Annotated in this window: 19 protein-coding genes and 1 pseudogene; 5 read left to right on the forward strand and 15 right to left on the reverse strand. The window is 41.6% G+C overall.

The genetic code is table 11. The features are described 5' to 3' along the window. Nucleotides 1-87: 87 nt before the first annotated feature. The gene (gene trhP, locus NH153_RS12225; protein ID WP_063704218.1) at nucleotides 88-1,476 is read left to right on the forward strand and encodes a prephenate-dependent tRNA uridine(34) hydroxylase TrhP; all 1,389 of its coding nucleotides are present in this window, start codon (nucleotides 88-90) and stop codon (nucleotides 1,474-1,476) included. A 122-nt stretch (nucleotides 1,477-1,598) separates the two neighbouring features. Then, nucleotides 1,599-4,925: a bifunctional diguanylate cyclase/phosphodiesterase gene (locus NH153_RS12230; protein ID WP_063704220.1), complete on the forward strand. Its 3,327-nt coding sequence runs from the start codon at nucleotides 1,599-1,601 to the stop codon at nucleotides 4,923-4,925. A gap of 9 nt (nucleotides 4,926-4,934) precedes the next feature. Here NH153_RS12230 and NH153_RS12235 read toward each other — a convergent pair whose 3' ends face one another. The 9 genes from NH153_RS12235 to NH153_RS12275 form a co-directional block, all read right to left on the reverse strand. Beyond that, nucleotides 4,935-5,840, reverse strand: coding sequence for an AraC family transcriptional regulator (locus NH153_RS12235; protein ID WP_063704222.1), 906 nt, complete (start codon nucleotides 5,838-5,840; stop codon nucleotides 4,935-4,937). Nucleotides 5,841-5,855: 15 nt separating this feature from the next. Continuing rightward, a complete protein-coding gene (locus NH153_RS12240; RefSeq protein WP_063704224.1) occupies nucleotides 5,856-6,476 on the reverse strand; it encodes a flavodoxin family protein in 621 nt (206 codons plus the stop codon). Nucleotides 6,477-6,584: 108 nt separating this feature from the next. Beyond that, nucleotides 6,585-7,520 carry an alpha/beta hydrolase gene (locus tag NH153_RS12245; protein WP_063704226.1) on the reverse strand — a complete coding sequence of 312 codons (936 nt, stop codon included), beginning with the start codon at nucleotides 7,518-7,520 and terminating at the stop codon, nucleotides 6,585-6,587. Nucleotides 7,521-7,577: 57 nt separating this feature from the next. Beyond that, complete coding sequence (locus tag NH153_RS12250; protein WP_063704228.1) at nucleotides 7,578-8,492, reverse strand: alpha/beta hydrolase; 915 nt, start codon at nucleotides 8,490-8,492, stop codon at nucleotides 7,578-7,580. Between the two features lie 387 nt (nucleotides 8,493-8,879). After that, a complete protein-coding gene (locus NH153_RS12255; protein WP_063704231.1) occupies nucleotides 8,880-9,293 on the reverse strand; it encodes an Rrf2 family transcriptional regulator in 414 nt (137 codons plus the stop codon). Between the two features lies 1 nt (nucleotide 9,294). Next, nucleotides 9,295-10,215: a DMT family transporter gene (locus NH153_RS12260; RefSeq protein WP_063704233.1), complete on the reverse strand. Its 921-nt coding sequence runs from the start codon at nucleotides 10,213-10,215 to the stop codon at nucleotides 9,295-9,297. Nucleotides 10,216-10,313: 98 nt separating this feature from the next. Next, complete coding sequence (locus NH153_RS12265) at nucleotides 10,314-11,021, reverse strand: helix-turn-helix domain-containing protein (RefSeq protein WP_063704235.1); 708 nt, start codon at nucleotides 11,019-11,021, stop codon at nucleotides 10,314-10,316. Nucleotides 11,022-11,083: 62 nt separating this feature from the next. Further along, on the reverse strand, nucleotides 11,084-11,686 hold the full coding sequence (locus NH153_RS12270; protein ID WP_063704237.1) for a LysE family translocator: 603 nt from the start codon (nucleotides 11,684-11,686) through the stop codon (nucleotides 11,084-11,086). Nucleotides 11,687-11,712: 26 nt separating this feature from the next. Further along, on the reverse strand, nucleotides 11,713-12,543 hold the full coding sequence (locus NH153_RS12275) for an AraC family transcriptional regulator (protein ID WP_063704239.1): 831 nt from the start codon (nucleotides 12,541-12,543) through the stop codon (nucleotides 11,713-11,715). A gap of 265 nt (nucleotides 12,544-12,808) precedes the next feature. Here NH153_RS12275 and NH153_RS12280 point away from each other — a divergent pair, with 265 nt between their 5' ends. Further along, entirely contained in the window at nucleotides 12,809-13,663 is an 855-nt protein-coding gene (locus NH153_RS12280; RefSeq protein WP_063704241.1) for a DUF417 family protein, read from the forward strand. Nucleotides 13,664-13,701: 38 nt separating this feature from the next. Here NH153_RS12280 and NH153_RS12285 read toward each other — a convergent pair whose 3' ends face one another. The 6 genes and pseudogenes from NH153_RS12285 to NH153_RS12310 all read right to left on the reverse strand — a co-directional run bounded on the left by NH153_RS12285 (nucleotide 13,702) and on the right by NH153_RS12310 (nucleotide 18,456). Next, complete coding sequence (locus NH153_RS12285; protein WP_063704501.1) at nucleotides 13,702-14,595, reverse strand: alcohol dehydrogenase catalytic domain-containing protein; 894 nt, start codon at nucleotides 14,593-14,595, stop codon at nucleotides 13,702-13,704. 51 nt (nucleotides 14,596-14,646) lie between these two features. Further along, nucleotides 14,647-15,453 (reverse strand): annotated as a pseudogene (dkgB, locus tag NH153_RS21960) (2,5-didehydrogluconate reductase DkgB); the annotation flags it as partial. Nucleotides 15,454-15,726: 273 nt separating this feature from the next. Beyond that, complete coding sequence (locus tag NH153_RS12295) at nucleotides 15,727-16,929, reverse strand: low temperature requirement protein A (protein WP_063704243.1); 1,203 nt, start codon at nucleotides 16,927-16,929, stop codon at nucleotides 15,727-15,729. Between the two features lie 12 nt (nucleotides 16,930-16,941). Then, nucleotides 16,942-17,307, reverse strand: coding sequence for a cupin domain-containing protein (locus NH153_RS12300; RefSeq protein WP_063704245.1), 366 nt, complete (start codon nucleotides 17,305-17,307; stop codon nucleotides 16,942-16,944). A 9-nt stretch (nucleotides 17,308-17,316) separates the two neighbouring features. Continuing rightward, the gene (locus tag NH153_RS12305) at nucleotides 17,317-17,865 is read right to left on the reverse strand and encodes a redoxin domain-containing protein (protein WP_058584544.1); all 549 of its coding nucleotides are present in this window, start codon (nucleotides 17,863-17,865) and stop codon (nucleotides 17,317-17,319) included. Between the two features lie 9 nt (nucleotides 17,866-17,874). Continuing rightward, the gene (locus tag NH153_RS12310) at nucleotides 17,875-18,456 is read right to left on the reverse strand and encodes an NAD(P)H-dependent oxidoreductase (RefSeq protein ID WP_063704248.1); all 582 of its coding nucleotides are present in this window, start codon (nucleotides 18,454-18,456) and stop codon (nucleotides 17,875-17,877) included. A 127-nt stretch (nucleotides 18,457-18,583) separates the two neighbouring features. On the opposite strand from NH153_RS12310, the gene NH153_RS12315 reads away from it, so the two are divergent. Together NH153_RS12315 and NH153_RS12320 are read left to right on the forward strand one after the other, a co-directional pair. Continuing rightward, the gene (locus NH153_RS12315; protein ID WP_054553546.1) at nucleotides 18,584-18,940 is read left to right on the forward strand and encodes a winged helix-turn-helix transcriptional regulator; all 357 of its coding nucleotides are present in this window, start codon (nucleotides 18,584-18,586) and stop codon (nucleotides 18,938-18,940) included. 21 nt (nucleotides 18,941-18,961) lie between these two features. After that, nucleotides 18,962-19,414 carry a hypothetical protein gene (locus tag NH153_RS12320; protein WP_063704250.1) on the forward strand — a complete coding sequence of 151 codons (453 nt, stop codon included), beginning with the start codon at nucleotides 18,962-18,964 and terminating at the stop codon, nucleotides 19,412-19,414. Nucleotides 19,415-19,417: the final 3 nt, after the last annotated feature.

Here is a 19,417-nt window from a genome sequence, read left to right on the forward strand (position 1 = left end):
TACTGAGCAGGTTATTATACTGCCGCGCTTCATTATCGTATTAATTCATGCAACCGACTTGTACTCGGTTCGATGTGTGGAGCTTTCATGTCGTCACCTATTTTGAACCCTCGCCCTTTTACACCTGAGTTGTTATCACCTGCGGGTAGTTTAAAGAATATGCGTTATGCCTTTGCTTATGGTGCAGATGCCGTTTACGCTGGCCAACCTCGTTATAGCCTTCGTGTTCGTAACAATGAGTTTGACTTAGATAACCTGCAAACCGGTATCAACGAAGCGCATGCGCAAAATAAAAAATTATATGTAGTGTCGAACATTGCTCCTCATAATGCCAAGGTAAAATCGTACTTACGCGATATTGAGCCTGTCATTGAGATGCAGCCAGATGCGCTGATCATGTCAGATCCTGGGCTTATCATGCTAGTGCGTGAGAAATGGCCAGATATGCCGATTCACTTATCTGTGCAGGCCAATGCGGTGAACTATGCCACAGTGAACTTTTGGGCTCAGCAGGGCATTGAGCGAGTCATTTTATCGCGCGAATTATCGCTTGAAGAAATCGCTGAAATTCGTGAGCTATGCCCAAATACAGAACTTGAAGTGTTTGTTCACGGTGCACTTTGCATGGCGTACTCTGGCCGTTGTTTGTTATCGGGTTATATTAATAAACGCGATCCAAACCAAGGAACGTGCACTAATGCATGTCGTTGGAACTACGATGTGAAACCAGGCACCGAAAATGAAACCGGCGAAATGGTGCATAAAATCGACCCTAAAGCGGTGATCCCAACCCTAGGTGATGGTGCGCCAAGTACCGAAGTATTCATGCTTGAAGAGCAAGGCCGCCCTGGTGAATACATGCCTGCTTTTGAAGACGAGCATGGCACTTACATAATGAACTCAAAAGATTTACGTGCAGTTCAATATGTTGATCAACTAACGAAAATGGGCGTGCATAGTTTAAAAATTGAAGGCCGTACCAAGTCTTTCTACTATGTTGCTCGTACTGCACAAGTGTATCGTAAAGCCATTGATGATGCCGTTGCTGGTCGTCCATTTGACGCAAACTTATTTAAAACTCTTGAGAACTTAGCGCATCGTGGTTATACAGAAGGGTTTTTAAAACGCCACGCACATCAAGACTATCAAAACTATGAGTATGGTCATTCGGTGTCAGATAAACAGCAGTTTGTGGGTGAAGTATTAGGTCGCAACGATAATGGCTTAGTTGAAATTGATGTGAAAAATAAGTTCTGTACTGGTCATTCACTTGAGCTTATGACACCAAAAGGCAACATCAACTTTAAGTTGGATTTTATGGAAAACAAAAAAGGCGAAGCCATTAGCGATGCAAAAGGTTCTGGCCATATTGTTAAAATTCCTCTGCCAGAAGATATCGATTTAGATCACGCAATTTTGATGCGTAATCTCGATGCCGACCAAGACACCCGCAACCCATTCAATAAAGCTAAATAGAAGATGCGCTAAGTCATACTTAGCGCATTTACCTCATCTTTTTTGGTATTTCACTGTCGTTATTGGTTATTTTTACTATCCTTTTTTCTAAGGGTATTAATTAAATATAGTCAAAAGCTATAGTGAAATACGTTATTCATCCATCACATCAAAAAGAGCTTTTACACACTGTACCTTATATTGCGTTAGGGGTATTGCTGCTGGCTGTTGTTTTGCTACTTGAGCGATTGGGTCTTATTGCTGCTATTCCTTTTTATGTAGCGATGCATACGAGCGTCGAATTATTTTCAGTTGTGATCTCGTTTTTAATATTTGCGATTGGTTGGAACACTTGGCACTTCACGAATAACTACAAACTATTACTACTGTCTTGCACCATGTTGTGCGTTGCTATTTTTGATTCATTACATTTTTTAGCCTTTGATAGCATGCATGACGGCCATGCTGATATGAATCTGGTATTGAGTTTTTGGCTTATTGCTCGGTTGTTTAATGGGGCTGCATTTTTAATTATTGCGGCAGGAATTTGGGTTAATTATAAACCGTTAAACGCGCGTGCCTTGCTTGCCTCTTTGTTGCTTTGTTGTTTGACCATCGCAAGCACATTCTTTTACTTTCCTGATTTACTGCCAGAAATTTATATTGAAGGAGTAGGCGGGAGTCATATTAAGTTTTTAATTGAGCTACTTGTTTTGGGGCTTTACGGTGCCGCCGTCGTCATGTTCGCGACACAGCTTCGTAAACCTAGAGCAAACTTAAACATTGCAGGTAAAACATTAGTATGTCTATTAGCTATTTTAAGTGAGGCTTGTTTTGTGATGTTTAATGATGCATCACACACCACCAACACCTTTAACTTTTTTGGGCATGTTTATAAAGGGCTCACCTACTTTTTACTGTATAAAATTCTCTTTGTTGAAACCGTCACTAAACCGTATGCGGCGCTAGATAACTCTTCTAAGCAGCTTAAAGCAACACTCACCGCACTGCCAGACTCGGTTTTTGAGCTTGAAAAAGACGGTACTTTTCGCGAAGTTTTTAGCGATAACTCCGATAGCCATGTGTTTACTAAAGCGATAGTTGGACAAAATATTAGCAGTATATTTGAAAAATCAGATGCGCAAGATTTTATGCGCACACTCATGGAGGCAAAAAAGTCAGGTGTTTGTTTGGTCAATACCTTACCTATTAGCGTAAATGGCTGGGTGATTCATTTTGAATTTTCGGTGACCTTGTTTGAGCACGATAATGATGGCCCTACGTATTTGGTAAACGCTCGCGATGTGTCAGAGAAAGTTGGGCGTATGGCGGCACTTGCCCAGCAAAGTAAGTTCAATCGGGGTTTATTACACTTAACCGAAATATCGTTTCAAGACGATCAAGATGTGTTGTTAAATTATGCTGTAAACCAAGCCCTCGAAATTACCAATTGTGATGGTGCGGCTTTGTTTATTTGCAACGAGCTAAAACAGCATGCCTACAGTGCTGAGCAAGGCAATCCGTTTGAAGTATGCACTGAAAAATTACAAGCCAAAATAGCAGCAGGAGAAGCTGTCATTGTTAATCGTAAACATGCAAAAGAATACGGGTTACCAAGTGACTCTAACTCATTGTTAGTGGTGCCAGTGATACGCCATAGTCAATGTCATATGGCCATTATTTTGCAGCATCAAACCAAGGTGTTTAGTGTGCAAGATAAAAACATGCTAACGGTTTGGGCTGAGTCAGTGTGGCAATGGTTTCATAAAATTAATTTAAACAAACGCATGCATATTTTGTCTCAAGCGGTTGAGCAAAATCCACACCCCATTATGTTTACCAATACTGATGCAAAAATTGAATATATGAATCGCGCATATCTTGATATGTGTCAGTACGAGTATGATGAACTAATAGGCCAGAGCCCGCATAAAATCAGTGCCGGGCAAACTGAACCTGCTGTTTATCAAGCTATGTGGGAGCATCTAAATAATCACAAAGCCTGGGTGGGTGCTTTGGTTAACATGACTAAGCACGGTAAAGTGATTGTTGAGCAAACGACCATTTACCCAATAATGGATAAACAAGGGAAAGTCAGTAACTACATTTCGTTTCAGCATGATGTGACTAAAGAAGTCGAAAGTGAAACCCTCATACATCAACTTTCTTATTTTGATCAGCTAACTGGGCTTGCAAACCAAGACAAGTTGCAGATGGAATTTGAACAAACCATTAAGCTTCAAGCAGATACAAAAGCAGCCTTTATTTTAATTGGGTTGGATAACTTTAAGATTCTCAATAAAGCATTGGGAATGGCGAGTTGCAACCTTGTGCTACAAACCTTGAGTGCGCGAATTTGTAATTTCATGGGTGAGGATATTATGGTTGCACGGCTGCAAGGCGACCGCTTTGCATTTATTACGCCTTATACCTCCACCGGCGCTATAAATAAGAGCAGCCACGATCTATTAAGGGTGATCAGTGAGCCACTTACGATAAATGATGAACTCATTGTTGTTACGGCATCCGTGGGGGTTGCTCTGTATCCGATGGATGGCAAAGAATTTGAGCCGCTACTGCAAAAAGCAGAATCAGCGATGTTTGAGGTTAAACGGCAGGGTAGAAACAATGCGTTATTTTACGCCGAAGAAATGAATAAATCTGGCCTTAGGCAATTACAAATCATCAATGCTCTTAATTTTGCCCTTGAAAATAATGAGCTTTATTTAGTTTTTCAACCACAAATAGATATAGCCTCAGGCGCTGTGGTGGCTGTTGAAGTATTATTACGCTGGAACAGCGAAACTCTAGGCAATGTATCACCTGCTGAATTTATACCTATTGCTGAAAGCAGTGGCCGCATTAGCGAAATTGATGACTGGGTATTCGAAAATACCGTGAAAACAATTCGCCAGTGGCAAGATGACAACATGCCTCCAATTACTTTTGCAATAAATCTATCGGCAACGAAGTTTGTTAAAAAACAGCTGCTTGGTGATTTAATTTCGGTGTTGCAAACTTATTCTATTGAGCCAGAATGTATTGAACTTGAGTTAACGGAAACCATTGCTATTGGGAATCCTAAATTTGCATTAAACACGATTACAAAACTACGTGAAGCAGGGTTTAAAATGTCGATTGATGACTTTGGCACAGGCTATTCGTCAATGAATTACTTAAAAGACTTTGCTCTCGATAAGCTAAAAATCGACAAATCATTTATTGATGATTTAGAAAACCCCAGCGATGCTGATAAAGCAATTGTTAAAGCCATGATTGATTTAGCCAGTGCGTTAAATATGGAGTCAATTGCTGAAGGCGTTGAAAGCGAGCAGCAGCTGAACATACTTAAAGAGCTTGAATGCTCTCAAGTACAAGGCTATTACTTTAGTAAGCCCCTGCCAATTAAAGTGCTGTACGAATTTGTGACCGATAAGCAATCTGATCTGGCTTCAATTAGCAAGTCATAACACGCTTATTTAAATCTGTTGTTGTCTTAACCTTTGCATATCTTTTTGCGGAGGCAGGCCAAATAAACGGCTGTACTCGCGACTAAATTGCGAAGGGCTTTCGTAACCGACCACACCACTTGCTTGACCAGCATCAAGACCATTGATCAGCATTTGATCGCGAGCTTCTTGTAAACGTAAGGTTTTTAAATACTGCAATGGGCTGGTGCCAGTAATGGTTTTAAAGTGCTGGCGAAATGTTGATGAGCTCATATGCGCTTGTTTTGCTAACTCGTCAATTTGTACTGGACGCATAAAGTTGGTTTTAAGCCAGCTCACAACTCTAACGATATGACTACTTGGTGACCCCTCTGATGCCAGTTTTCTAAGGTGAGGCCCATGAGATCCCTGTAAAAGGCGAATAACAATTTCTTTCATGAGTAATGGCTGTAAGCCGTCGCGAAGTGCAGGGTTATATTCAAGCTCAAATAACCGAGTGAGTGCATCTGTTAGGCCTGCATCGATATTATGAATAGAAATCGGCTCAAACGTTTCGTTGCGTGATTGCTTTGGCAGTTTAAGTTCTGCGGCTGTTTGCAAAATTAAGTTGTAATCAAGCTTTAGCACCATGGCAACAAATGGCTGGTGGCGTGTTGCTTCGGTCACATGGGATACCACAGGTAAGTCGAAAGTGGTTAACATGGTTTGCCCACCAGAGCAGGGCAGTACACTGTTTTCAACTGAAAGCATTTTTGCACCTTGTAGCACCACTGCAAGGCTTAATGTGTAAATACAATGCAAGGGGTCGGTTGGTGCGTTACGAATGTGCAATGTGAGCTCTGGCGTATGAGAGGTAATATCACCCGCTTTATTAGCGAATAACATAATCTTTTGCGCGAGTGGCTTAGCAATCTCTTGATGGTTGGTGTCTATCATGTTTAAAACTCACGGTTAGTTATCTTGGCTGTCAAATTTATCAAGCATATCTTGGCTACTAATTTGAGAGCCCATACGGCCACGATTCACGTACCTGTGAGAAAACGTTTTTGCGCCATTTGCCCGAACCAGCTTTTCAAAATCATCAATAAAATGCTGTTCGAACTTACTATTAAAGGTATTAAATAAAATCACATTTTTACCTGAAAAGTCATTATTTTTTGCAAACTGCCAAATCGGTGGGGCAGGGCTATAAAGCCAAATAGGCGAGCCTAAATAAATGGTGTGATACTTTTCAAGGTTTATATTGCTCGGGGTAATTGTTGCTACGTTGCTTCTGGCATCATTGAGAGCAGCTATCCAACCAGGAATACCTAGTTCGTAATCGGTAGCCGTTATCTCAAACAGCTCCGCGTTATGCTTTTGCGCTATGTGATCTGCTAAAACCCCAGTATTCCCAGAGCGAGAAAAAACCACGACGGCTGTTTTGGCATCAAGCGTGATTCTCGGCTCCGCATTGTGTAGACGTAAGCTGTTTTTAGCATGCTGTGATTTCTCAGTTTGTGTGACCCAAATGGCAAGAGATAAAAGCCCTAATATTACAACTGCGAGTATTATAAATAGCCATTTAATCATTGTGTTAACTCCTAAAATCACAAATTCAAATCAACAACAAAAGTAAGTTAGGCCAAGCATGAGGCCTAACTTCTTTGTTTTATGCATGCTCAGCTTACAAGTGCCTTTTTATAAATGCTTGGTTAAAAAAGGCAGTATTTGCTGCATCGCTAACGCAACTGGTTCAGGCTTATCGTACAGGTCATAGTGCGACCAATCTTCTAGTTCAACGAGTTGTCTGTCTTTTGATGCAAATGATTTTCCGTAAATTTCTTTACCGTCACGGTATGCACCAAATGCTCCTACTTTTTGACCAATTACAGCCATCATAGGTTGAGTCATTAATGTTTCGGCAAACGCGAAAGCATCCCAAGTGAGGGTTTTTTGTGCATGAGAAAATAACATACGTGTTGCGCCACCTTCGCTTTGACCACGCGGTGTTTTGTAGTAATCAGTCGCTTCGAAAACATCACGTTCAGTCAGGCCATTGTCGCGGGCAAACTCAATGCTTGGTGGGAGTAATTCGTTTACTTGTAAGTCACCACCAAGTGCTTCAGCAGTACGTTGTGCCGCCATCGCTTCAAGTGCGCCGACTGGGTTAAACTCGGTGAATGCTTCTCTAAATAGACGACCTAAATTAACTGGCGTAATGCCGACAACGGCTTTTACGCGTTTTTCAGTCAGTGCTGAGTTAAGTACATAAGCACCCCCACCACATACCCCAATGCTGCCAATGCGCTCGTTATCGACATAAGGGAGTGTCACCGCATAATCAATAACATGGCTAATATCTTCAACACGTTGTGATGGGTTTTCAATAAAGCGAGGTGTACCGCCAGATTGACCTTGATAGCTGGCATCGAAGGCAATAACCACATAACCCGCTTCAGCAAGTGCTTTACCATATACACTACTTGAGGTTTGTTCTTTACAGCTACCAAATGGGTGAACACTGATCATGGTTGGGTAGGTTTTTGACTCATCAAAATTAGCAGGTGTTAAGACAAGTGCTGAGATAGCCCACGCCATATCGTGGTTTTGAATACTAACTGTTTGAATGTTCATGTTTGCTCCTAAATGCTTTTAGTAATGAGCCCTGTTCGGGCTCATACAGATCAATAATTACAGGTTGCTTGTAAAGAAAGGGGCTAATACGCTGATGGCTTCAGTGATTTCACTTTCGCCATCGTATAAATCCATGTGGTTTGCACCTTCAACGATGTACATGTTTTTGCTGCTTGATGCTGCGCGCGCCATTAGGTCATCGCTCATCCACTTGCTGCCTGCATTGCTGCCGACGACGGTCAGTAATGGTTGTGTTAAAAATGCCTCAGCTTTAAAGAAAGCATCATAAGTGATGATTTGATTTAAGCTGCGTGCAGTCGCAAAACCCGGTGCAGTGCAATAAGCTGCGCGGTCTGTGTGGTAGTATTCCCACGCTTGGCGAAGCTCTTCGTTTGGTGCATCTTCTTCTTTCAGCGGTGCCATTGGAATAGTCGCAATGTCGTTACCACTTGCATCCGATGTGCGAGAATCAGAGCCAGCTTGGATATATGGGATAGCGTCGCTGTCTTTTACATTGTTATCCCAGCCATTACGGAACATTTGGCCAATATTTACCATGCTTACTGTGCCAACGGCTTTAATACGGCGGTCGTTAATTGCAGCATTTGCGGTGTAACCTGCCCCTGCACAGATACCCATTGCGCCAATGCGATCATTATCTACATAAGGTAAGGTCGTTAAGTAATCGATTACTGCACTCACATCCTCGGTACGAACATGTGGGTTTTCAAGTTGGCGTGGCTCGCCAGTGCTTTCACCTTGGTAAGATGCATCGTACGCAATAGCGACAAAACCTTGCTCAGCTAGTTTACGTGCGTAAGTCCCTGCTGTTTGCTCTTTAACACCACCACCTGGGTGCGATACGACAACGGCTGGGTAGGTTTTTGTTTCATCAAAATCAGCAGGTAAATTTAATAAGCCAGCGATAGTAATATCTAAACCGTTAGTGTTTGGAAAAGTAACTTTGTTCATGAGCGTAAATCCTCTTTGGGTTAATAAGTAAGGACAGAGACTATTCTCGATTGCAGAGCTGTTTGCTTTGCGTCCTTGATTGAGATTAAGTATAGAAGTCGGCTGAAACGAATGTTTGCCTAAAATGACAGGGTGTTTGTCTAAAATGCCGAAAAAGCCCTATGGCAGGCAATCGGAAAATGACCAGAATAGATTAAGAATTTACTTAATCGCTTGAAATGGTGGGGTTTGCAGGGTGTTTAGAGTACTTGTTCTACATGATGATAATGATGAGATTTTATTTCTAAAATCGAAATGCCGCTTGCTTTATAAGTATAAGGCTCGCTATGAAGCTATTATTGCCTATTTTTATTGCTGTAAGCCAATTAATAGGCAGTGTAACGACGCTTATTTTTTAAATTGACTGGCAAGCTCTGCAAGCGACACTTCAGCAAAACGTTTTAATAACAGGGCTTCTGCGTCATCCATCGCATTTTGCAGGGCGCTGTTCACTGCATGTTCGATAGGGCAGTTGCTGTGCTCATCGGTTAGACCAATGACAAACAGGTTCTTTTCGCCAAGCGCTTGGTGAATATCAAATAAGGTGATGTCTGTTAAGGGAGTGGCCAGTAGCCAGCCGCCATTGTGACCTTTGATTGCCGATACATAACCTGCTTGACGCAGTAACGCCATAGTACGGCGCACGACCACTGGGTTGGTCATTAACATGTTTGCTAATGTCTCTGATGTAACAGGGTGGTTGTAGCTGTCTAAATGGATCAGCACATGTAAAACCCGTGATAGTCGGCTGTCTTTTCTCATCTTAAATCGTCAATATGCGTTTTTTGCAGTGTATCACGAACTGCTTAATATTGACCGTTTGAATTACCAAGCTAATGCTCACTAAGCCAATGCCAAGCCAGCCAATTCGCTGAAATTGCTCATTTAAAATCACAATAGCCAGTATGGTGGCGATGATAGGCTCAAGTAACGTAATGAGCACAGCTTGGCTAGCCGCTATGGTTTTTAAACCAATACTAAATAGCCAATAACCGAAAAACATCGGTACTATGGCCATGTAAAGCGCCACGCTGGTATTGGTAGCTGTGGCAAAAAGCGCATCTCCAGTAATTAATAACGAAGGCAAGAGTATACATGCTGCGCCGCCAAATAGGCTTGCCATGGTCGCTCTTGAATGAACGCCGTTGCTAATTAAACGTTTGGCAACCCATGAATAACCCGCATAGGTAAGTCCTGCAATTAAGCCAAGTAAAATGCCGATGTTTTGGCTAAACAGCCCCTTAGCAGCAAGGTTATGTTCTTTACCTAACGCGATTAAGCCAATGCCAATAGCACCAAAGCAAAAGCTCACTAGCCAGCGAGTTGCAATGGGCTTTTTCTCGATTAAGTATTCCAATAAGACGGTAAATAAAGGGGCACTGGCAATCGAAACAACGGTGCCAATTGCCACACCTGCGCTATTCATCGAGGTATAAAATGCCAGCGGATAAATAGCAACACAGACTGAACCTAGTAGGGTTAGGGAGTAATGCTTTCGCAGTGTACTTGCATTGTTTATTAGCTGAGTTAGTGATGTTAGGCAAAGTAATACGCCGCCAAATCCCATCGCAAACGCACCTATTGCAAAAGGGCTAATGTCTGGTGCAAAGCTTGCGGCTGTGCCTGTTGTGCCCCAAAACACACTGGCAACTAAAACGGCAATGGTTGCGATGGTATGGTTCATTGATGATTCGCTTTAAATTTAAGATATCAAAAGCATAATCAAAATTGATGTGCAGTTTTTGACAAAAAGGACGGTTTTGTTGGCGTTTAAAACTAAAGTTATTTTTTGAATTTACTTGGTGATAAACCAAAGTACTTTGAAAAACTGCGGCTAAAAGATGAAAGCTCATTGTAACCAACTAACTCACTAATACGTTGTAACGGATAGTCGGTATGACTGAGTAAGGCTTGGGCTTTTTCCATTCGCTGTTTGGTTACATAGTTCATGACAGTCAATCCTGTTTGTTGCTTAAACAGCAGCTTAAATTGCGTTGGGCTTAAACAGGCAATGCTGGCAAGGTGTTTGATTTGAAGAGAAGTACCTAAGTGACTGTCGATATAAAGCAGTGCCTCGCTAATACGGCTGTCGACCTTAGGCTGCATAATTTGCTCAGCTAACAGCAAATTGAAGGTGTTAAACATGGCAAGTTCTAATTCACGATTAACTGCTTGCTCAAGTTGCTTTGCCACAAACTGCAAAAATGCCCAAAGTGATTGATTAATAGCAAACACGCAGCGCTCAGCAGTGGCCAGGTTATCTGGTAGCTTTGGCATATCGGCCACCACAAATCGGGCTTCTGGCATTGCGGTAAACAGGTGTGTTTGCGAGGCTTTGACAACCACGCATTCACCGGGGGCGACTTTACCTTGAAAATCACCGACACTAATAGCAATCACACCTTTTAAGGGCAGTACAAGTTGATTATAGTCATGGCTATGACTAACAGGCTTAGTACTGTAAGAGCGAATAGATAGATTGCCTTGCATCGTTTTGTGATAACCGTTTGCTGAATAAGGCTATTATGCCTGTTTGCTCGGGATGATCAATTTTAGGCCATTAACGGGGTCAGCACATGCTCGTAGGCAATCATTAGCGCGACATAAACCAACAAAACAGCCATCAGTTTATTAAACACATTAAAAACACCTGGCCGTGATACTTGTTTACCAAGCATTAAGCCCGCTAACGAGTAACTTGTAGGAGCGCCAAAGGCAAGAATGGCTAAAATAAGAGACCAAAATACGATTGCAGCGCCGGTAATATCTGCGCTTGGGAACTGAATCGTAGCAATTGGCAAAGTGGCCACCAAGGCTTTTGGATTTAATAGCTGCATAAACAGGCCATCGAAAAAGCTAAGTGAGGCATCCGCTGAGGTATCACTCACCTGTACTTTTGCTTTTGCGACCTTCCAAGCAATATACAAAATATAGCCGCAACCAATTAAGCTCACATAAGGCAAAAACTGCGGGTTGATAACTTGTAAGCCAAGGTAGCCAAGTAGCACAAATAAGATAAACATCGCGCTACCCACGCCAATAAAAAATCCAAGGTGTGAACGAGTTTGTTTATTTAAGCCGCTGCTTAAACCGAGTAAATTGATTGGCCCAGGGGTGTACATAATGCCAATAGCATATGCAAAAATATCTGCCATAACAGCTCCAAATCAGTCATTTAGTTCTATCTACGAGCCCATTGCAGTTGAAATTGTTTTGGTGTCATACCGAATACTCGTTTGAAGTTACGATTGAGGTGACTGGCATCTGCAAAGCCAGATTCAACCGCTACGCTGGTGGCATCGCGGCCAACTTGTAACGCTCTACGGGCATAATTAATACGACAGTTCAAAACATATTGATGTGGAGTAATACCGAAGTGCTCGCGAAAGCGGCGGATAAAATGATACTTCGACATAGTGGCAGCATGGGCAATGTCATCAATAGAAATGTCATTGTCGATATTTGCCAAAATGTAGTCTTTTGCGCGCAGAAGTAAGCTATCAACTCGGGTGCTTAAAGCCGGTAAATCAAGGCTACCGTTTAGCCTTACTAAAGATTGCGCCATTTGCAATACTGCAGCTTCTCGCTCTATTTTGCTCGTGCTATTGGTTTGTAAAAGCCTTGATAAGTGAATCACTTGATTACGCAGTAATGGATCAGCATACAAGGTGTTTGCCATACGTAATGTACAATCTTGCTGATATCCTAGCGCTTTGAACAAAGGCTGAAATTCATCGGGATGAATATACAGCATTAGATACTCTAGGTTTTGCTCAGTGCCAGAGTGACCATCGTGAATATCTTCAGGGTTAAACAAAATAACATTGCCAGGTACGCTTTTATAAAACGCATTACGACAAAAGAAATCTTGCCGCCCCTGTAGAGTAATGCCAATTGAATACTCTTCGTGAGCATGTTTTGCATAGGTAAAATCACTCATAGTCGCAGTCAACATCGAGATGCTCTGATGCTGTTCGTTGTTGATGTACTTAAAGTGATTGTCTTTGCTCACAGATGCTCCTGAAGGTTGTGCGCTTCGTTATTATTCCTACGCCAATATAGCGAAGCAGGCAACCTAAAAACTTGAACAAAATTGCTGATATTGAAAAAAAGAGGTTTATTTTTTGCCTAAATAAAATCAAGCAGTGTCGATTCTTTTCATAATTTTTCAATGGTTTATAAAAAATGACTATCAGAATTTTCTTATACTTTAATTCAGTGTGAATGTTTTTATCCCTAACTGAGGTCTTTTAAACAAGCAGTAGAGAGGGGTTTAAATGAATTTACGTACATCAAATAATTTAGTGATTGCACTTATCACCATCAGTTTTTCGTTATTGGGTTTGTCTTTTATCTTGGGAGCAAACCCCAATGCCATTGGCAGTATCTTTTCATTTTATAAATTAGACGCTCAGGTGCCAGCTCACATCATGAGTATGATCGCAGGCTTTGCATTTTGCTTTGTTGGCATTACCAGCCTTCATTCACATTTAGGGTTTATAAATAGGGCGCTTCCTACCGTGACAGCTCTTGTCATTGCACTTGTCTGCTTACTTACATTGTTTGGCGCTAATCGTTGGCTTGCAAGTGAAGGGGGCTTTCCTGTAATTGGGTCGGGGCAGGGGATCATTAAGTATTTTGCTGTTATTCCGCTGTTTTTATTTGTGTTTTACAAAGATGCTTTGAGTGATAAAGCACATATTGCTTTAAATTATGCATCGGTGGCATTAGTGCTGGTTTGGATTGGCGCCATGAAGTTTTTTGCTTTTGAAGCGAAGGGGATTGTAACACTTGTCGAAACATCGCCGTTTATGTCGTGGTTATATCAGGTTTTTAGTGTGCAGGGTGCATCGAATGTAATTGGTATATTTGATATTGTCAGTGTGCTGTTGCTTTGTGTTGGCTTGTTGATTAAAAACAATAAATTAATAGTGTTAGCTGGGCTTGCCTGTTGCGCTGTTTTTATCATGACGCAAACATTTTTAATTACCGCACCGAATGCGCTTAGCAGCTCGACGGTTTTAGCAGGACTTGGTCAATTTGTGATTAAAGATCTGTGGTTTATTGCCAACTTAGTGATTATTTATCACCTAGCTGTAATCAATAATACAGCCAACGAAACAGTTGCATAAAATAAAAAAGGCCTCAGAAGAGGCCTTTTAAATGATAACTAAACAACTACAACGGCTTTTTGCTTTTGAACTTTAGAAAACTCAAGCGCATCGTTGAGATTGTTAAATTCAAAGTCTGTAGGTTCTTCAACATTTAAAGTACCCGACGCAATGTCATTAAGGAGCTTTTCGCCATCACTTACAAGACGTTGCCATTGCTGTGTATCACCATAATCGTGTAATGCGCCAAGGGCAATTTCATGATAAGAAATAGTGCGTGTGAATGGCTCATCGACTGGGGTTTCAATACGCCCTAAAATACTGATCACATGACCATTTGCTTGTAGGAGTGGCACTAACTTTTTAGCTTCTTCAGGGCCATTAGCATCAAAGAGTGCAAAGTAGCCACCTTCAGATGGTGCGTCGCGTAATACTAACTTAACGCCAAGCTTTTCTGCTTGCTCTGCCGTTAAGCTTTTTGATAATGCATGAACTTCAAAGCCACTGTGGTTCAGCATTTGCGTCAGTAGTTTATTAACTGCTCCCATGCCGGTAACTAATACTTTTTCGTCTTTGCGTAATGGTATTTTGCTAAAGGCTTGCCACGCAGTAAGCAGTGGGCAAGGCAATGCAGCAGCAACATTAGCAGCTAACCCTTTTGGTAACTGCATAACACGCTCTGCATAAAGTGCTGTGTGTTTAGCAAAGCTACCGTTTTCACTCAAACTATGATGATAAGCGACTGTTTTACCAATTAGTTTGGTATCGACGCCATCGCCTACCTGCTCAACAACCCCTGCACCATCTACACCTGGTGTGTGTGTATCTGGCCAATTAATAGGATTGGCTTGGATAAACTTCCAATCAACTGGATTGATACCAATTGCAAGGTTACGAACTAAAATTTGTCCTGCTTTAAGTGCTGGTACAGCTTTTAATCCCAAAGCGAGCACTTTATCAGCCCCTTGAAATTGCCAAGCATGAGTTGTTTTTACTTCATCATGATCCCAGTCAGGAGCAAAATCCGGGTTTGCTTGCCTGTCGCCGCAGCTAAGGGCATCAATTTGATCAATCTCGTCTTGGCTTAAGCTAAGCGAAAGGGCTTTTAAGTTGGTTGCCATATTTTCGCGTTTGGTCGATGACGGTATCGTCACCATGTCATGCGCTAATTCCCAAGCAATGACCACTTCAGCAGTGCTTACTTGGTGTTTGTTTGCAATCGCTTTAATGGTTGGATCTTTAAGTACTTTACCTACCGCAAATGGCATATAGCCAGTAACGAGAATGTCGTTTTGCGTACAAAAATCACGTACCTTTTGGTTGGTTAGGTAGGGATGTACTTCTACTTGATTGGTAAATAACGCGCCTTTTGGCAAAATACGCAAGGCTTCTTCCATTTGTGCAATGGTAAAGTTTGAAACACCAATTTCTTTAGTCAAACCAAGCTCTTTTGCTGATTGTAACTCGGTTAAATACTCATTCATGCTTTCGCCATTGGCAGGGCTTGGCCAATGAATAAGCAGTAAATCGACGTAATCTAGTTGGAGTTTAGTCAGACTCTCTTTGACGCTGTTAATAAAGTCTGTTTTATTTAACTTATCATTCCATACTTTGGTGGTGATAAATAACTCACCACGTGCAACACCACTGTCTTTAATCGCTCGGCCAACAGCTTCTTCGTTACCGTATATTTGCGCGGTGTCGATGTGTCTAAAGCCCTCTTCAATAGCTGTTAGGACACTTTGATATGCAACTTCGTCTTGTAATCTAAATGTACCAAAACCCAGTTTTGGCATAATTGATTGTGACATCATAACTCCTTAATTATGGAACTTGGGCAAAACATGTTCGCCGATGTGCTTTAATGCCCATTCGATGGGGAATTCGTTACGTCTAAAGTGCAGGCCAATGTGATTCACACCGGCATTTCTCATTGCCTTTAGTACAGACATGAGTCCGTTAACGCTTGTTTCAACCCCTGAAAAGGGATGATTGAATAACGGTATTATGGCGAGGAAAGTTTTTGCGAAAAACAGCAGGGATAACAAAACACCTTTGTCGTTTTTGCAAAGGTGTTTTAATCGTTATGAATTAGCTTCTTCTTTTGAAAGGGTAAAGTATGCGCGAGTGACAGGGTAGGCAATTTGTGAAATCAGTGCTGTGCCCCAAAGTAAGTTGCCAATGAGCGAAGGCACATGGGGTAAAATGGGAATGGTAACTAAAGCGAGTATAACGCCAAACATTCTTACATTAGCTGTTGCAAAACGATGGGCTACACGGTGTTCGATCATTAACTGGATCCACAATAAACTCAATAAGTAGCCTGCTAACCCTACACAGCCAATGACACCATATTTAAGTGGGTAAGGTTGCCAAAACCCAGCTTTCACTTCGCCGGCGAGTGCAACGCCAACCATAACTGCACATAACATTAAAAATAGGTGTGCTAACCACCAACTTACGAGTGTCCATTTATGCTGATTTTTAGGTTTACCATTGCCAACAAAGTCAAAGTAAATCCAGCATTGCACAAATACTGCAATACCACCAAACATAAAGTTAGCTAGTACAGAGGGGTCGACTTTATAAATTCCTTTTTCTGATAAAGTAATCACCAATTTAAAGAAACCTTCGCCTACGACAATGAGCAGTAAAAGGGCAAAGCGCTCAGACATATGCCCAAGGCGTGGTAAAAAACGTTTATTTTCAAGTACACCAATTTTTGGAGCCATATATAAAACTTGGATAGCGGCAATCGCAGTGCCAAATACCCAATAACGATAGGGGGCAGGCATAAAAGCTGTGGTCGCAAAGGTAATGGCAAGAGCAAAGTAGTTACGGCTCACACTGCGTGCTAATTTTGTTGATTCGATCCCCAATTGATTGGTGCGATGAAATAAATACGCTGTAATAAGTCGGTTTGCGGCATAGGCCCATGCAAAATATGTCCAGCCTTTGTCAAGTACATGGGGAATAGAGGCTGCCATAACCATGGCGGTGACAATTTGGCAGGCCATGATCAGCCGATGTTTTACATCGGTACTGACATAGAGTGAGTTAAAAACGCTGGAGTCAGCCCACGCGAACCATACGGTGATGAATAAACCTGCAAAAGTAAGAAAACCACTTAAATGTAAGTGGTCGCTTAAAAAATTACCTAGCAGAAAAATGATTACCACATGAATAAGGTCATAAAATAATTCAACCCAATGAACATGGTCATGTGAACTTTTTAAATCTAGGTGATGCTTAGGTAAGCGCCACATTGGGTGGTTTTCTAATGCCATAATTACTCCTACCTATTTGCTCTCAACAATAATTGCAGTGATGGTGGTTTCACCCTCATTTTTGACTTGATGAGTCCATGCGTCATGCCACATCACATAGCCATTGGGGATCTCAAGTGTTGTTTGTGACTCTTTTGTACTGATGGTTGCCTTTCCACCCGTCTCAAAATAGACAGTTTCAGCATTATGCTTATGCCAATTATCTTGCTCACCTGGTGCTAAAGTCATACGCAAAACAAGTACTTCATTGTTATCTAGCAATACTTCATAGTGATTAGGTGAAGCAATATGTGCATGGGGGAGTTGTGCTGAAAAGGCATGTGGTGAGCACATCATTATGCTCACCAAGCCAATCAGCAAAGTTGTAAATTTGCTCATGGCTACTCTCTACTTATGCATACCGCGAATTGGGTAGTTATTTTTTGGATCGCGTATCCAGTTAAGCCCACTTACCAAGGTTGCTAAATCAGGTCTTACAAATGGGTTATTAGAATAATCAACCACATGTACATTACCTTGCTCGTTAACCACAAACAGTGCAGGCTCTGCGAAAGGGTGATCTGTTTCTTGCGGTGAACGGGGATCAGATATGTAAGTACCTAATGCTTGCATTTGCTCTGTAGTCAAACCGTAAGCAAGTGGAAATGACACAGATAACTGTTCTAAATGCGCTTCTAACTGCTCTTTGCTATCACCTGAAACAGCAATTACATCAACACCCGTTTCTAATAGCGCAGCTTTGTACTGCTCGAGGCTATTTAAATAGCGAGTACATAAAGGGCAATGCTTACCACGATAAACAACCACAAGCTGCCAGCTTGCACCGTGTTGAGGTTGACCAAGAACAGCCTCTTCACCATTCAAAAGTGCAGCACTAATACTAGGAAATGCACTGCCCGGATGGAGTTTATTGCTATAAACAGATTCGTTACTCATGAGTGTTCCTTAAAAATTTTCGTTTAAGTGTTTTTCAAAGCGCGCAAAGTCGCTCTCGATGTCTGCATTTTTCATCACGTCATAACAGGCGAAAGTAGGTAACCCTTGCATACCGAAAAACTTAAAGTTCATATGCATTGGGAAAACAAGGTCATCAACACTTTTACCTTCAAAAAAGTCAGTGGCATCTGCAAATGATTCTGCAGGTGCATTTAAAGTCAGCGACATCATATATTGAGTGTTATTTAAGGTGCCGCCTTTACCGTAATTGGCTTTTGGATTGTCTTGATGGCGACCATCACCATGGCAAAGCGCTCCACCCATGCCCGCGGTGTACACTTCATCCATGTATTTTTTGAATGACCAAGTCATGCCCATCCAGTTAATAGGTGATTGCAAAAAGACGATATCTGCCCATTGATGGTTCTCAAGTTCAGTTTCTACATCAAATTCGTCTTGTGTATTAACCACACGAGTTTGATACCCTTTTGCTTGAAAAAAAGCGTCGGCTTTTTCGATTAAAGCAGCATTTAACTTACCTTCAGAAAAAGGGTAATAGTGATGTGCGTTAAGAATTAATACGTTTTTCATAGTTGAGTATCCGTTTGCTAGTTACTTTATCGTGTTCAAAATACATTATGTGGTATATAATAGTAACCTAGATTATTTAATCAACCAGTCACCTTTTTGTAACTAGTCTGAAAAATGCGAGGATGTTTTGGAAAGTTCAGTAGAAACAGATAGTAAGGGCAGAAAAAAAGTTTTAAATGCTTGCATGGAGCCGTGTGCCATTGAAAAAGGCATGCGTTTGATTGGCGGTAAATGGACGGGATCTATTATCTATCATTTAAAAGATGGCCCTGTGCGTTTTAATGATTTAACGCGTATGCTGGGTGGTGCAAGCAAAAAGATGATAGACCAACGTCTAAAAGAGCTTGAAAGTAGAGCGATGATCACCCGTCATGTTATTAGCACCCGCCCGATAGCGGTGACTTATGAGCTTACTGACTTTGGCCGCTCAGCACTGCATATTCTCGATGAGTTACGGGTTTGGTCTGAATCGAATGAGATTTAATTAGCTTAGAAAGGGCAGGGAATGCATAAGGCACAATTTGGAGAGGTTGAATCAATTAAAAAGCCACCTCATTATGAGGCGATTCATCAACTTGCGCTTGATATTGTTAATGCTCCAAATAAACAACAAGAGTGGGCGGCGTACAATAAAATAAAAGAAATATGCGACAAGTTTGCAGGCACACCGCTTGATCATCCGTTTCAATGGGAAACACTCGCTGACTTTACCTATCAAAAGCCAGAAGTTGCACTTAGCTATTATTTCAAGGCGCTAGAGTTAGCAATGCTATTCAAACTAGAGGATTATTTAGCGTCGATTAATTTTGCGATTGCAGAGAACTACCTAGAGAAAGCTAATAAGGCCCAAGCGCTAAACTTTGCCAATACGGCTTTAACTTTCGCGGAACAAGCTGCAGATGATGAATTACAGTTAGAAATTAACGAACTGATTCTCGAAGCTAATTCCTTGCCATAAAAT

The organism is Pseudoalteromonas gelatinilytica, from assembly GCF_001641615.1.
Classification (GTDB): Bacteria; Pseudomonadota; Gammaproteobacteria; order Enterobacterales; family Alteromonadaceae; genus Pseudoalteromonas; species Pseudoalteromonas gelatinilytica.